Genomic DNA, 14669 nt, shown 5'->3' with positions numbered 1-14669 from the left:
GCGCTCCGCAGCAAAAGGCCATAAAAATGAGAATTGTATTCAATCGAGTAGGAGGCTAGCCATCAAGTGACTAGCCGACCTCTCACACCACCTGGCATACCGTTCGGTACCAAGGCGGTTCCTTAGTTTTCACAAATTATTAGATAATAGTCAAGCATAGATGTATATCCCAGCTTGGCTATTATTTTATTTGAGAATATTTGGTTCAGGATTTTCGCCATTCTCCAATATCCTTTTCGACTATTCGCTAGTTCCTTTGCTTTCCAATGCTCTAATTTTAAGCGGCGGAGAATCAGAGCGGTCTACTGGAAACAGTGGAAGAAAATCAAGACAAGATACCGAATGCTTAGAAGGGTACATCCGAAATCAATCCAAAAGATGAAGGAAAAAATACGAAAGCTGACAGACCGAAATAATGGAATGAGCAACCAAGTCAGGGAAGAGAAGTATCAAGAGTTTGTGCGGGGATGGGTAAATTACTTCAAACTGGCAGACATGAAAGGTCTTCTCAGAGGCATAGATGAGTGGGCACTTCCCAGCACCTCGATCAGCTTACTCTGGCATACGGTATCAAAGAACTTTTCCAAGTCCATGTCCACCACATATACATAGCCTTCGTTTACATTCTTTTGGCACCGTTTCAGCGCATCATGTGCACCTCTTTTTGGCCGAAAACCTAAGCTGTTTTCTGAAAACTGCTCCTCATATATCGGGAAGAGTTCCTGCGTGATTGCCTGTTGAATCACTCTGTCAACCACAGTTGGAACTCCCAGTTTCCTGAACTCGCCTTTTGTCTCTTTGGGTATTTCTACCCTGCGAACCGGGTTTGGCTTATATTTACCATCCCTTATCTCTTGGATTAGAGTGTCTTGGTTTTCCTTTAGATAGGGCAGAAGTTCATCCACCTGCATTCCGTCCGTTCCACCTGCTCCCTTATTTGATTTCACTTTCTTGTAAGCCCTGTTTAGATTATCTTTTCGCAAAATCAAATCCAAAAGATTGTTCGTCCAATAGTCTGTGATGATACCGCTCTTTTCAGTAATCTTCCCGTAGTCGAACACTTCTGCATACTCTTTCTGTTCCGCAGATACCATTTGCAGATAGTCCTCAATATGAAGTTGTCTGTCCTTAAATCTACTTTCAGTTACTTTCATTGCTTGTATCTCCTAAAGTTCAGCCCTTCGCCGATGTCTTAAGCCATCGGTTTACTATGGCCTCTGCTGACTTCTCGCCATTCGTTGTTACTCACGAGTTTCTTACTCTGTTTCCACTCGCTGACGAGGCCTCCCTGGGTACCACACGTCACTTTCTCTCCATATATCTGCCACATTTATTACAGTTAATTCCGAGTAGTTATTGGACTTTGACTTGTATTGCAGCCTTATCCTTAACTGTAACCTGATGTGATTTCTGTTCGTCAGACCAGAGATTTGCCTCCGCCTTCCTTCAGATTCCCCTCGCGTTAATCGTAGTCTGTACCACGAATAGGACATCCTTGGTCTTGGCTGTATCCTTCCCACTACTAGGGCGGATTGGGGACTTTCACCCGTTAGTAACGTGCGCCGCCAGGCGCACAATAAAAAAGACCGGTACTGAAATTTTCAGTCCGGTTCTTTTTTACTCAGCTGCAGGCCCTGGTTGTCGTCAACCTGCTGCTGAAATGATTTTCTGTGGGGTACTGCCTTCGCGGAATCGTAACGGAGTGTAATGCATCAAGGAATTTCGAGTAACTTGATATTTGGTTTGTTCTTCATCCGTTTTGGTCTCCCGAACAGAAATGATTTTCATCCGTTCAATAAGTTAATGCACCACATGCGCATTTTATTGCACGTATACCAAAAAAAATTATTTTTTTTGATATAGTCTATTTTAGTATGAAAATGGCGATCCGTCAAGTTTTAGCGCACTATCTTGAAGAGATTCCCGTCTTTTGCAAATCCTGGTATCTGATAAAGCACAAGAATGTCGGTAATTTCCTGACTCTTCGCAAAATCCGACGGTTTCATATTAAAATATCTGAGATCTATCATATGAACTTCCTCAAAATGATTGATGACAAAGGGGGCAAATGAGTGGGCATAGGAATCTTTTATAATCAAAAGTTTCTTTCCCTTTGCCTCCTCCCCTGCTTTTTCATTTAAAATTTTCGTCCATCCGTGGTTTCCGTCCAGAAAAACGGAATACTGATCTTTTTTCTCCAGCGCCTTTTCATTATAAAGCGAATCATGCGCCTCCGGAAGTCCATCATAGAATACTTTATATTTTACAGGGGCTGCCGGGAGGAACAGTGTGATATCGTCCGGAACCAGCTCAATACCCAGCTTTGACTGGATGGTTCCCAGGAAATCAGAGGACACTACCGTTTCCGCAAACTCTTCCGGCTCCCACGGTTTAAACCCGGCCGCCTGCCCGTACAGCCGGTAGGCATAATAGGCGCCGAGTGTCGTCCAGTGATGATCCGTCCTGTAATAGACCGGTTCGTCTCCTGCTTTTTTGAGTATTCCTTCAACATCCAGGAGAATGTTATCCTCTCCTGTCATTTCTCTGATTTTTTCCCGGGCCAGCTTTGTCACCGCGGCCTGATCGGCAGGAGCCGCAAAGGGCGGAAGTTTCCCGGTCAGAACCTGGGATGCGGACGGAACCAGCATGATTTTCACATGCTCCTTCCCGGCCATGGCGGTAAACCCGGCCGCCGCAGATGCCAGATAATCCAGATTCTTAAAAAGCTGCTCCGTCATTAAATCCTCTGTATCTGTTTTTTCTATATAATAATGATCTTTTCCAAAATAAACTCCGTTCACGTCTTCCCTTAGAATCAGCCGCTCCGCGTTAGTTTTAGCCGCCACAAACGTTCCCCTGAACGGGAACTGGTCGGACAGCCACGTCTCATAATTTTTTCCAAAGCTTCCGTCCATAAAGGATTCGGGCGTAAATGTCGGTTTTCCCGCCAGATACCGGTTCTCCTCTTCTGAAAAGGTCTTTGCGGGCAGCACCGCGCTCAGAACCGATAAACATGTGAGCGGAATTAAAAATGCCGCTGTCGTAATCACTTTTCGTTTCAAAATGCCTCACCGCCTCCCGTCTGTGTCCTCTTTACCGATGTTACAGTTTTTCCTTTTACTGTTCTGCTTTCCACTGTTTCTAAAATCTGAAATACAGGAACGGGTTATATCCCGCGTTCACCAGATAAGCCGTCGACAGCAGAAGCACGGCGCAGACAAAGAGCGGTTCCAGGATAAAAAGCGTTTTCTCCTGCAGATGTTCCCTGCAGAAGGACGCGGGCAGGGAGGTGGCTCCGATTGCCGCAGCAGCCATCAGAAGCAGGTTTGTAAAAAAGAGATAAAAGGTTCTCGTATTGACCGCGCTGATTCCGGCCGTTCCAAAAAGCTGCCTGAAGTATAAAATTCCCTGTCCCATATCATCGAAGGCAAAGAGCACCCAGCCCATGTAGACTGCAAGCATCGCGTAAAACCATCTGATAAAGGACGGGCATTTTTCCAGCAGGCTGTGCAGGAAAAATTTCTCCGCCAGCAAAAGAACGGCAAAATAAAGCCCCCAAAGCAGAAAGTTCCACCCGGCTCCATGCCAGATTCCCGTGAGCAGCCAGACGATCAGGATGTTCCGAAACTGAAGCACCCGTCCGCACCGGCTTCCACCGAGCGGAAAATAGACGTACTCCTTAAACCAGGTCCCCAGCGAGATATGCCAGCGGCGCCAGAACTCAGTAATGCTCTTCGATTCATACGGATAGTGGAAATTCTCCGGAAAATGGAACCCGAACATCCGGCCCAGTCCCATGGCCATATCGGAGTAACCGGAAAAATCAAAGTAAATCTGCATTCCGAATGCAAAGACGCCAATCCACACCATCAGGACGCTTCTTTCATCGGGCGCAATATGAATAATCTCATCCCAGATCTGTCCCAGCTGGTTTGCAAACAGCACTTTCTTCCCCAGCCCCGCGGCAAACAGGACAATACCCTCCGAAAAGCAGGCAAGCGTCTCCTTCCTCTCCGTCAGTTCCTTAGCGATTGTGCTGTAGCGCACGATCGGGCCGGCAATTAACTGCGGAAACATCGCCACATAGGCGCCGAAGGCCACGATACTCGTCTGGACTCCGGCTTTTCCCCTGTACACGTCTATCGTGTAGGACATGGTCTGGAAGGTGTAAAAAGAAATGCCGATAGGCAGCGCCAGGTTAAGAAGCGGCGCTCCTGCCCCCGTTGCGGCGTTCCATGCGCCAATCAGAAAATCCGTATATTTGAAAATACAGAGAAGCGAAAGATTGATTACGACCGAAGACGCCACGGCAAGCTTCGCTCCTACGATATTCCCCCCGCCTTTTAACCGGTAAACAAGCTTCCCATGAATAAAGTCAACAACCGTGGAAAAAAGGAGGAGCAGAATGTAAACCGGCTCCCCCCATCCATAAAAAATCAGGCTTGCTACAAACAGTATCCCGTTCCTGTACCTGCGGGGCGCTGCATAGTAGACAAGCAGCGCCACAGGAAGGAAACGGAACAGAAACAAAAGACTTGAAAATACCATTTCCAGCTCTCCTTACATTTAATTTAGCGTACTATGATTCAAAAAATCCGGCAATCGTGTCAACGGCGATTTGGTTATTCTCTTTTGCAGACTCAAGCGCTGCTTCCTCGCCCTGCTCTTCCGCTTCCATTTCAGGTGAACCAAGCATGATAAAGAATACATAGTCGCCGTGTGTAACTACTTCAGACGCCTCGATCTTAGGCATATTCATCGGATACTGAAGCGCTCCGTCGAGCTGGCTCTTCCTGTAGTCCTCAAGCGCCTTTGCCACATCGGCCGCCTTTCCTTCTTTAGCCTTGACGCCGATAAACATCTCCACATGTGCAGAAATCATCGGGCCTTCCGCCACATAGGAATCATACTGGTCCTTCGTAATGCCGAAAGTGCCTTCCATCATCGTCTCGTCAAACATCATGCTGGGTACGTACTTCTCGCCATAGGCTTCCTTTACCGCCGCATAGACTTTACCCAGAAGCTCATCTGAAATCTCTGTGCTTGCCTCTGTCCCGGTTTCCCCGGATGCCGTCTCATCATTCTCTTCGCTCTCCGCGGGAACAGTCTCCTGCGTTTCCTCTATTGTAGTTTCCGGTGCTGTTGCCTCCGTTTTCGGTGCACAGGCTGTAAGGCCTGCCGCCAGCGCCGCTGCTGCAAAAATCATCGTTCTTTTCTTCATAATAAGTCTCCCTTGTCTGGTTTTTCATGCTGCCTCCTGCTTTATGTAAGATAACACGCATTTTTATGCATTCCCTGCCTGTTAATGGCCTTCGGGCTATTGCCGAATCGGAATTTCTATATTATAATGGACGCACATATAAATATCAATTGAATTTTAGTTACGAATAGTTTACGATTTACAGGAGGACGATACCCATGGGATTTGAATATGTCAGCAAACTGCCGACACCGGATGAAATTAAGGAACAGTTTCCGCTGGCGCCCGAACTGGCCGCAGTCAAGGCTGTAAAGGACGCGGAGATCCGTGATGTTTTTACAGGAAAGAGCGATAAATTTCTAGTTATTATCGGTCCCTGCTCGGCCGACAGGGAGGATTCCGTATGTGATTACGTAAACCGCCTTGCCAAAGTACAGGACAAAGTGAAAGACAAACTGATACTGGTTCCCAGAATTTACACCAATAAGCCGAGAACCACCGGCGACGGTTACAAAGGTCTGCTTCACCAGCCGAACCCGGAGAAGAAGCCTGATCTCTTTGAGGGTCTGCTGGCCATCAGGAAGCTTCATATGCGTGTTATCGGGGAAACGGGATTTTCAACGGCAGATGAGATGCTCTATCCGGAAAACCTTACTTATTTAAATGACGTAATGTCCTACATAGCCGTCGGCGCCCGTTCTGTTGAAAACCAGCAGCACCGCCTTGTATCCAGCGGCATCGACGTGCCTGTTGGCATGAAGAACCCAACCAGCGGCGGACTGTCCGTCATGCTCAATGCGGTTCACGCCGCACAGCATGGACATGAGTTTATCTACCGAAGCTGGGAGGTCAAGACAAAAGGCAATCCTCTGACCCACACCATTCTCAGAGGTTCCGTTAACAAACACGGTCAGTGCCAGCCAAACTATCATTATGAAGATTTAAAACTGCTTCTTGAACTTTACATGGAACGCGATTTACAGTATCCGGCCTGCATTGTGGATGCCAACCATTCCAACTCCAATAAGCTCTATCAGGAGCAGATCCGTATTGTAAAAGAGGTGCTCCACAGCCGCCGCCATTCGGACGATATCCGCAATTTCGTCAAAGGCGTTATGATTGAGAGCTACATCGAACCTGGCTGCCAGAAGGTCGGCGAACACTGCTACGGCAAATCCATCACCGATCCATGTCTGGGCTGGGATGATTCCGAGCGTCTTCTCTATGAGATGGCCGACAGTCTGTAAGAGACCGGATTGGTATATATTCAAAACTGAAACTGTAGAATTACAAAGCCCTGCCGGTACTGCACCGTCAGGGCTTTGTAATTTGTTATTCGTCTGTATTACCCTCATCTGTCTTGTTCCCAACTGTCTTACTCTCATTTTTGAGTTCTTTCAGCACCTCGTTCAGTTTTTTCACAACAATGCAGGTACAAACAATAATAATGGCCGCTAGGGCTGCTATGCCACTGTAAACAGGGTTTAAGTAGGAGTTGATGAAGGGATCTCCTTCCGGTTTCATCAAAGCCCCCAGCCCAGATAAAAAGACAAAGTTGGAAAAATAAAATACACAAAAACTAATAATGCTTATTACAGCCTCTCTCATGTTAAAAACCTCCCCGGTTCCTATTCTGCAATCCCGCAGATGTAAATTAACATCTGGGTTACTTTTTAACTGTTTTATTATACCATATTATAAACATGAAAATATGAATATTTATTAACAGATATCCGCCGATATTCTTAAAATTCCCCCCGGCCAAGCACCGGAGGATTCTCCTGTGGATAAAAGGAAAGCCTGGCGTTTTTGCACGTCAGGCTATTTTCTTTCTGTTCTGATTATTCTTCTTTATTTCCCATTTATTTATAATCCGTCCGCGTGAAATACCGATTCGGGAAGTTCAATTTCTACAAGTCCCATATAACCGGGAGCCACGTCGTATTCGTTAAAAACAAGCACCATACGTCCCGCATCATTGATATAAAAAGTCTGGTTCTCTTTAATTTTTTCAAAATCACTTCCCATCTCATCGTCCAGGAAGTAGGTTTTATTTTCATCTTCCTGCATGTTCTTTCGCATCACGTCCCTGGCTGCATCGGACAACAGGGTTACGTAGTCTGTTCCCGCTGGAAACATATCTTTCAGTTCCAGTATTTTGTCTGTTTTCTTGTCTATGTTATAGATGATTGCACTCTGGTATCCGCTGGCCATAATCTCATCAGTCTGGATTTTCAGGGTGAAGAACCGGTTGTTGTCTGCCAGCACTTTATATTCGGTATATAGTCCTATATGGGCCTCTTCTCCGTCCCTCTTTACATCTTCTTCAAACTGGGCGATAATCTGGTTGGTGTAGTCTTCCACCGACTTATTAACCTGCTCGGCAGCGCCGGTAATGCCGGAGCCTTCACCGGCCTCGATCTTCGGCACCTCGACTTTCGCTTCCGAATTCTCATTCTGCTGCTCATAGGTTCGGAATGTAACTACTTTTGTAATGGCGCCAAGCACCGGGATACGGCTCATTGCATATGCCGTCTCGGCACTGGTATTTGCCAGAACCGTAACCACCAGAAGGGCTGCCGCCGCCGTCTGTGCGGTTCTGAGGAAATAATGGGAGGCCGTTCTCCTTCTGCCCTGTTTCCCGTTATCCTGAACCTGTTTTGAAACTTCTTTCTTTCCCGTCACTCGGTCTGTCTCCTTCTCCTGTTTTACATTCAGGGCGTCTCTGCCTTCCTGCATTGCCTGCAGCACTCTTCCTTTCAGTTCCGTTGGGACTTTGATTTCTTTATATTCGTGCTCCATCTGCTCCATTCTGTTATTTAATTGTGGATCCGCCATCAGGGATTCCAGTTCCTGGTTTTCATTGTCCGTGATTTCTCTTTGGTCTTTCCCCGCTTTTTTCATGAAACTGCCTCTCCTTTCATCAACTCTGTTTTTAATTTCTTCAGGCTCCTGTACAGGATGCTCTTAACGGTGTTCAGATTAAGCTCCATATACACGGCTATCTCCTCTAACTTCCACTCCTCACAGTATCGGAGCAAAATAATTGTTTTTTCTGTCTGATCCAGTTGTGCCAGCAAATTTATCGTATCAAAATCACAGTATTTATCTTCTTTTGCATCTTCATTTTCCGAGAACAGGGGAAGTACTTTTTTCCTCTTCTCAAGCTCGTCGATAGCCGTATTAATTACGATTCTGAACAGCCAGGTCTTCATATAAGATTCTTCATTCAGCTGTCCTGAATTTTTGATGGCTTTAACTACGCTGTCCTGTACCACATCCAGTGCATCTGCTTCATTTTTCATATATACAAATGCCATACGGTACATAGATTCATAGGAAGCCAGAATTACTTCTTCAAGTTTATCCCGCATTGTTTCTTTTCTCACTTCTCTATTCTCCTTTCTTGACCGTTAGACGGCCGGAATTGCAGAAAAGTTTCAATTTTTTATGGTTTTATATGGTTATTTCCCGAAATGTCAGGCTCGGGGTACTTTTTGTCCATATTTTCATATTCTACAATAAGACTTTAATTTATACCAGGTATCTTTTATGCATATTAATGACTATTACAATAATAATTTTGAAAATCACGTGGGTTCACCTCAGTGTTCGAAATGTCCCCCCTGTTCTGACTGCCCTCTTTGCTATCCCTGCCAGAAGTGCTGTCCTACCGTTGCCGTAGGCACAACTTTGACAGGTGCACCCGGAACAAACGCAAGAGTCACCAATTCAGGGACTCCCTGTAAAGCGGTTCTCAATTTTGAAATTCCAAGGGGCAGCACCGGGGCTACCGGAGCTACCGGAGCCGCTGGAAGCAACGGCTCTACTGGGCCGACCGGGCCAACGGGTGCTACCGGGGCCGCTGGAAGCAACGGTGCTACTGGGCCGACCGGGCCAACGGGTACTACTGGGCCTACTGGGCCAACGGGTGCTACTGGCGCAGCTGGTAGCAACGGCTCTACTGGGCCGACCGGGCCAACGGGTGCTACTGGCGCCGCTGGTAGCAACGGCTCTACTGGGCCGACCGGGCCAACGGGTGCTACTGGCACCGCTGGAAACAACGGTGCTACTGGGCCGACCGGGCCAACGGGTGCTACCGGAGCCGCTGGAAACAACGGTGCTACTGGACCAACGGGACCAACGGGTGCTACTGGTAGCAACGGTGCTACTGGGCCGACCGGGCCAACGGGTGCTACTGGCACCGCTGGAAACAACGGTGCTACTGGGCCGACCGGGCCAACGGGTGCTACCGGAGCCGCTGGAAACAACGGTGCTACTGGACCGACCGGGCCAACGGGTGCTACTGGCGCAGCTGGAAACAACGGTGCTACTGGGCCAACGGGGCCAACGGGTGCTACTGGCGCGACTGGAAGCAACGGTGCTACTGGACCGACGGGTGCTACCGGGGCCGCTGGTAGCAACGGTGCTACTGGGCCGACCGGGTCAACTGGTGCTACCGGCGCAGCTGGAAGCAACGGCTCTACTGGACCGACCGGGTCAACTGGTGCTACCGGCGCAGCTGGAAGCAACGGTGCTACTGGACCGACCGGGGCTACCGGCGCAACTGGCGCTACCGGACCGACTGGCGCTACCGGCGCAGCTCCCGAAGATGTTTTCGCGTCCTTTGCTACTTTTGCTCTGCAATTTATAAATGCCACTCAAATACAGATGGGAACTTCTACCGCAGATCCGAGCGGTCAGATTGTATTAACGGATCTTACCCGTATTGCACTTGCGCCGGGATATTATCTGATTTCGTACCATGTTTCCTCGATTCTTGCAACTCCCGGCTATATGCAGATTACGCCTTCCTACAACGGAAGTTCTCATATTGAATACGGAATATATTTTAGAACAGGAACCAACTATTCAAGCGCCTACGGTTCCAACTCAATCATCATTGAAGTTTTGCAGGAAACGTTTTTTACACTGACATTTAACAGTAACGTCCCCAACAGCGAGGGCACCGCAACAATAGCCATCGTCAAGCTCAACCGGGATGCTTCGGGGGCAAACGCCGTGAGCGCCCTTATTTAAAAAGCAGTAAACCTCTCTGCTCTCCTGTCCTTTCTTTCACGGTTTATTACAGACAATTTAAAAGTCCGCTCCGGTTACTAGCCGGGGCGGGCTTTATAGATACAATGGAATATTCGCGGCAGTGACAAATTCACAAACCCTCTTTTCGCTGCCTGAAGCAGCTCAAACGCTTTGAATTTTCAGCAAGATATGTGAAGTATTTTCCTCCATAATCTGCTATTCTGGAATCAGGAGGAATTTTGATATGGATAACAATTTACTGGAAACGGCGCGGGTGATTGAATATATTGAAGCGCATTTACTGGAAGACACTCTGGATCTAGAATCTGTTGCAAAGGAAATCGGCTATTCGAAGTATCATTTACACAGAATGTTTGCCTCTGTCGTCGGCCTTACACTCCATAATTACATTAAAAGACGCAGAATGACGGAGTCCGCACAGATGCTTTTGTCTACCGATTTATCCATCCAGGAAATTGCACTGTGCGCCGGTTATGACGCACAACGTTCTTTTTCCAGAAGCTTCAGAACCATGTATCAATGCAGTCCCCAATATTATAGAAAACACGGCGATTTTCTCCCCCTTCAACTGAAATATGATATCACCAGCCGAAAAAAAATCAGAGGTGATATGATACGGGAAATCAAAATCGCAGAATTGGATGCGCTGACTCTCATCGGCTACAGCGCCTGCACCGGAAAGGGATTTCAGACCATTGGAAGATGCTGGCACAAGCTGCACAAAAACAAATCCAGAATTAAAAACAGAACGGATCTTTCCTTTTTAATCGGTGTCAACGATTACTCGGAATTTGAAAACGGCGATGAAAGTCCCGTCTTCAGATATATTGCGGGAGCGCAGGTATCCTCCATCGAACACCTTCCCGGAGGAATGGAAGTCTTTCACCTGCCATCCGGCAGATATGCCGTATTCTACTGGAGAGGCAAAAATGAAGATAGTCTGAAGCCGGTTGCGGAGTATATCTATCAGGAATGGTTTCCCCATTCAACCTGCCGGTTCAGTGAAAATAACCCCTATGATTTTGTCCGGTATGGAGAGGATACCGACGAACACGGTGAAAATGAAATACAATACTGGGTACCTATCGCATAAGGCAGCCGAAGCATACATTTCAGCGCTCCCAATATTTCTCAATTTTGCGGAGAACCCTGTCCGAAGGTTCTTTTCTCACTGAAGTATTTGTACAGACAAATTTTGCGCCGCATTTCATTCCTGATGTTTTGAAAAATTCCTTCATCGCACGCAGCGCCCCGCTGCTCTGGCCGCACAGCCCGGAAAATGGGAATGGGGTGTTGCATGCAGTCAGGAGGACATACCTCTGCTGTTCCGACAGACGTGGCTTCGGAAAGGTACTGGTCTCCTCCATCACAACGCCCAGAAGGCGGTCAAACATATTTTTTACCGCGGCAGGGACATTCGCCCAGTAAACGGGAGCCGCAAGAATGACCGTGTCACACTCCCGCAGAAGAGCTGCTATCTCCCGGATATCATCGTTCCGGATACACATTCCCGAAGTAAGGCAGGAACGGCAGCCGCGGCAAAATTCAATATGTTTCTCATATAGATTTATCTTATCCACTTTCCAGCCATTGCGTTCGGCGGCATTTACCGCGCACTCCAGCATCTTCGCCGTAACCCCGTTTCTGCGGGGACTCCCCGCTATGGCCAGCACTCTTCTGTCGTTCATCTGAAACTCCTCTCTGCTCAACATTCTGTTTTCAAAATGGAGCGGTAAAGCGTGTCGTAGCCGTAGTCCAGAAACTCCTGTTTGGAAAGCTTAAGTTCCCGGCTGATGTAAGCCTCTTTACTTGACGCCGTCTGTATCAGGCCGGAGAGCATTCCCCAGAAAGAAAATATGGTGGCCATAACCTCCAATTCCTCCCTCAGCACGCCCTCCCTGATTCCATCATTTATAAATTCTTTCAGCTCTTCATTCAGCACCTCTCCGATGCGGTAAGTCTCCAGCTCTTCCGGCATAAAATCCCGACCGTCAAAATCAATATTAATCGTATCTGAAACCATTTTAAAATAGAGTGGAAATTCTTCCTGATACTCCTGTAACGCACGGCATATTAAATCGTATCTGCGCCGCGTGTTTTTCTCCTTTCTGAGTGCAGAACTGATGCAGCCATGCAGTTTTTTCATACTCTCAAGGGCAAGAATGCCTGCAATCTCTTCCTTATTTTTAAAATACACATACAGTGTTGCCTTACTGTACCCCGATTTCTCAGCAATCTCATCCATTGACGTCGCATCAATGCCTTTTCGTGAAAACAGCGCTTCAGCTGCTAAAGCAATTGCCTCGCGGTGCACACTTCCCGGTTCTTTTTTTCTTCGTCCCATGGCCCCTCCATTAATTAAACTGTTAGTTTAATTTTATCCATCCAACTGGTGCCTGTCAACCCTTATCTTAAAACTGCCGGACATTTTTATTCAGCCACTCACAAAACTTGTTCAATTTTCATATAGTATATTGAACAGAAAAAAAGCCATCCAAGTGAGAGCTTCTTATTCCTGACTAAAATTTAAAGTAAGGAGATAACACTATGTATTTAAATAATTCAAATGGAATGAATCATTCCAACTGCTCCGATTATAATTCGGACGGAGATTCATTTGAAGGACGCCGCTGTCCGGAACCGGACACGGCTGACTATAGATGCGGCTGTGGCGGCTGCGGGTGCAATTGTTGCGGCCGAGGACCAACCGGGCCAAGGGGACCGCGGGGCTGCCCAGGACCTCAGGGGCCAAGAGGATCTCAGGGACCGAGAGGGCCTCAGGGACCTCAGGGACCTCAAGGACCAAGAGGATTCCAGGGACCTCAGGGTATGGTAGGGCCGACAGGCGCCATGGGACCTCAGGGCTATGTCGGACCGACAGGACCAAGGGGACTTATGGGACCGACCGGTTTACCGGGAGTGACGGGAGCCACAGGCACTACCGGCGCTACGGGTGCTAACGGTATGAACGGCGCTATGGGACCGACCGGGCCGACTGGTGCTGCCGGTATGAACGGCGCTATGGGACCGACCGGACCAACTGGTGCTACTGGCGCTGCCGGGGCTACTGGCGCTGCCGGGGCTACTGGCGCTGCCGGGGCTACTGGTGCTACGGGGGCTACTGGCGCTACGGGCGCTATGGGCGCTACCGGTGCTCAGGGACCCGCAGGACCGACCGGTGCTACTGGCGCAAATGGTGCCAATGGCGCACAGGGACCGACCGGACCGACCGGTGCTGCCGGCGCCAACGGTGCTACTGGCGCTACTGGTGCTACTGGCGCTACAGGGGCTACTGGCGCTGCCGGGGCGAACGGGGCTACTGGCGCTACCGGTGCTAACGGTGCTGCAGGACCTACCGGCGCCACGGGTGCCAACGGCGCGAACGGCGCTACAGGACCTACCGGTGCTAACGGTGTTACAGGACCAACAGGACCTACCGGTGCCAACGGCGCTACAGGACCTACCGGTGCCACGGGTGCAAACGGCGCGAACGGCGCAGCAGGACCTACTGGATCGACTGGTGCTACGGGCGCTACCGGGGCGAACGGCGCTGTCGGGGCGACTGGAGCGACTGGATCGACTGGTGCTACAGGTGCCAGAGGTGCTACCGGTGCAAACGGCTTAAACGGTGCTACCGGACCTACAGGACCTATGGGTGCTACAGGGGCTACAGGAGCCGCAGGCGCTACAGGGGCTACAGGAGCCGCAGGCGCTACGGGGGCTACAGGAGCCGCAGGCGCTACAGGGGCTACAGGGGCCACAGGCGCTACCGGTGCCACAGGCGCTACCGGGGCTACAGGCGCTACTGGGGCCGCTGCTACCATCACTATCGGAACTGTAACCACAGGTGAGCCTGGAACAGACGCACAGGTCACCAACTCCGGCACGGAACAGGATGCCATCTTCAATTTTGTTATCCCACGCGGCGCAACAGGATGCTGCTGCTGTTGCCCGAGTATGCTGGCTGCAGTCGATACCAATTCCCAGTCACCGGCAGAGCAGGGCGCTCTTATATTTACCGACACCCCCATTGTTTCAGGAAGCGGAATCTACCATCAGCCTGGCAGCTCTGTAGTGGAAATCACGGAATCAGGCATCTATCAGGCCTTCTTCCACAGCACCATTGCGGTTGACTCCTGTACTCCAATTCCGGCTTCGGCACTGGTACGGCTCTATCTCAACGGTTATCCGATCCCCGGTGCCTCAGCACGGCACACCATCACTTCCACAAATGAAGTTGCCACCATATCTTTCGATGTAGCATTCCCGGTTCACAATCCGACTGCCTACCTGGAAGTTATCGTTGATAACGCCGGATTTACTTTCTTCGATACTGCGCTTACAGTCATAAGACTTGGAAATCTTTGTTATGCAGATGAACAGTAATCCCGGATTATAACCTGCACGC

At 49.0% G+C, this 14669-nt stretch carries 13 protein-coding genes and 1 pseudogene; 5 read left to right on the top strand and 9 right to left on the bottom strand.

The annotated features are described in order from the left end of the window. Window positions 1-342 precede the first annotated feature (342 nt). Window positions 343-471: pseudogene (locus tag EJL91_RS25420) on the top strand (group II intron maturase-specific domain-containing protein); the annotation flags it as partial. A gap of 5 nt (window positions 472-476) precedes the next feature. Here the strand turns inward: EJL91_RS25420 and EJL91_RS21345 are convergent. The 4 genes from EJL91_RS21345 to EJL91_RS21325 all read right to left on the bottom strand — a co-directional run bounded on the left by EJL91_RS21345 (window position 477) and on the right by EJL91_RS21325 (window position 5221). Next, complete coding sequence (locus EJL91_RS21345) at window positions 477-1154, bottom strand: reverse transcriptase domain-containing protein (protein ID WP_125143993.1); 678 nt, start codon at window positions 1152-1154, stop codon at window positions 477-479. 744 nt (window positions 1155-1898) lie between these two features. Further along, on the bottom strand, window positions 1899-3062 hold the full coding sequence (locus tag EJL91_RS21335; protein WP_125143992.1) for a DHHW family protein: 1164 nt from the start codon (window positions 3060-3062) through the stop codon (window positions 1899-1901). A gap of 79 nt (window positions 3063-3141) precedes the next feature. Continuing rightward, window positions 3142-4548, bottom strand: a complete 1407-nt coding sequence (locus tag EJL91_RS21330; protein ID WP_125143991.1) for an MBOAT family O-acyltransferase — start codon at window positions 4546-4548, stop codon at window positions 3142-3144. A gap of 31 nt (window positions 4549-4579) precedes the next feature. Beyond that, a complete protein-coding gene (locus tag EJL91_RS21325) occupies window positions 4580-5221 on the bottom strand; it encodes a DUF4358 domain-containing protein (protein ID WP_125143990.1) in 642 nt (213 codons plus the stop codon). A 197-nt stretch (window positions 5222-5418) separates the two neighbouring features. Between EJL91_RS21325 and EJL91_RS21320 the strand changes: the two genes are divergently transcribed. Further along, window positions 5419-6447 carry a 3-deoxy-7-phosphoheptulonate synthase gene (locus EJL91_RS21320; protein ID WP_125143989.1) on the top strand — a complete coding sequence of 343 codons (1029 nt, stop codon included), beginning with the start codon at window positions 5419-5421 and terminating at the stop codon, window positions 6445-6447. Between the two features lie 85 nt (window positions 6448-6532). Here the strand turns inward: EJL91_RS21320 and EJL91_RS21315 are convergent, their stop codons facing one another. From EJL91_RS21315 to EJL91_RS21305, 3 genes are all read right to left on the bottom strand, one after another. Continuing rightward, window positions 6533-6808: a hypothetical protein gene (locus EJL91_RS21315; protein WP_125143988.1), complete on the bottom strand. Its 276-nt coding sequence runs from the start codon at window positions 6806-6808 to the stop codon at window positions 6533-6535. Between the two features lie 258 nt (window positions 6809-7066). Next, window positions 7067-8104 carry an RsiV family protein gene (locus EJL91_RS21310; RefSeq protein WP_125143987.1) on the bottom strand — a complete coding sequence of 346 codons (1038 nt, stop codon included), beginning with the start codon at window positions 8102-8104 and terminating at the stop codon, window positions 7067-7069. Next, a complete protein-coding gene (locus EJL91_RS21305) occupies window positions 8101-8589 on the bottom strand; it encodes a sigma-70 family RNA polymerase sigma factor (protein ID WP_125143986.1) in 489 nt (162 codons plus the stop codon). The genes EJL91_RS21310 and EJL91_RS21305 overlap by 4 nt, the downstream gene beginning before the upstream one ends. A gap of 1282 nt (window positions 8590-9871) precedes the next feature. On the opposite strand from EJL91_RS21305, the gene EJL91_RS25040 reads away from it, so the two are divergent. Both EJL91_RS25040 and EJL91_RS21295 read left to right on the top strand, forming a co-directional pair. Further along, complete coding sequence (locus EJL91_RS25040) at window positions 9872-10240, top strand: hypothetical protein (RefSeq protein ID WP_243125512.1); 369 nt, start codon at window positions 9872-9874, stop codon at window positions 10238-10240. A 244-nt stretch (window positions 10241-10484) separates the two neighbouring features. Continuing rightward, complete coding sequence (locus EJL91_RS21295) at window positions 10485-11354, top strand: AraC family transcriptional regulator (RefSeq protein ID WP_125143984.1); 870 nt, start codon at window positions 10485-10487, stop codon at window positions 11352-11354. Window positions 11355-11373: 19 nt separating this feature from the next. On the opposite strand, the gene EJL91_RS21290 is transcribed toward EJL91_RS21295, so the two are convergent. Continuing rightward, complete coding sequence (locus tag EJL91_RS21290) at window positions 11374-11949, bottom strand: flavodoxin family protein (protein ID WP_125143983.1); 576 nt, start codon at window positions 11947-11949, stop codon at window positions 11374-11376. Window positions 11950-11966: 17 nt separating this feature from the next. Beyond that, window positions 11967-12605 carry a TetR/AcrR family transcriptional regulator gene (locus EJL91_RS21285; RefSeq protein WP_125143982.1) on the bottom strand — a complete coding sequence of 213 codons (639 nt, stop codon included), beginning with the start codon at window positions 12603-12605 and terminating at the stop codon, window positions 11967-11969. A gap of 551 nt (window positions 12606-13156) precedes the next feature. Here EJL91_RS21285 and EJL91_RS21280 point away from each other — a divergent pair. Next, a complete protein-coding gene (locus EJL91_RS21280; protein WP_479723360.1) occupies window positions 13157-14647 on the top strand; it encodes a collagen-like domain-containing protein in 1491 nt (496 codons plus the stop codon). Window positions 14648-14669 lie beyond the last annotated feature (22 nt).

The sequence above is a fragment of the Clostridium transplantifaecale genome (genome assembly GCF_900626075.1).
GTDB lineage: Bacteria > Bacillota > Clostridia > Lachnospirales > Lachnospiraceae > Otoolea > Otoolea transplantifaecalis.
The sequence above is the reverse complement of the archived record's forward strand: the minus strand, read 5'-3'. Positions and strand labels throughout refer to the sequence as shown.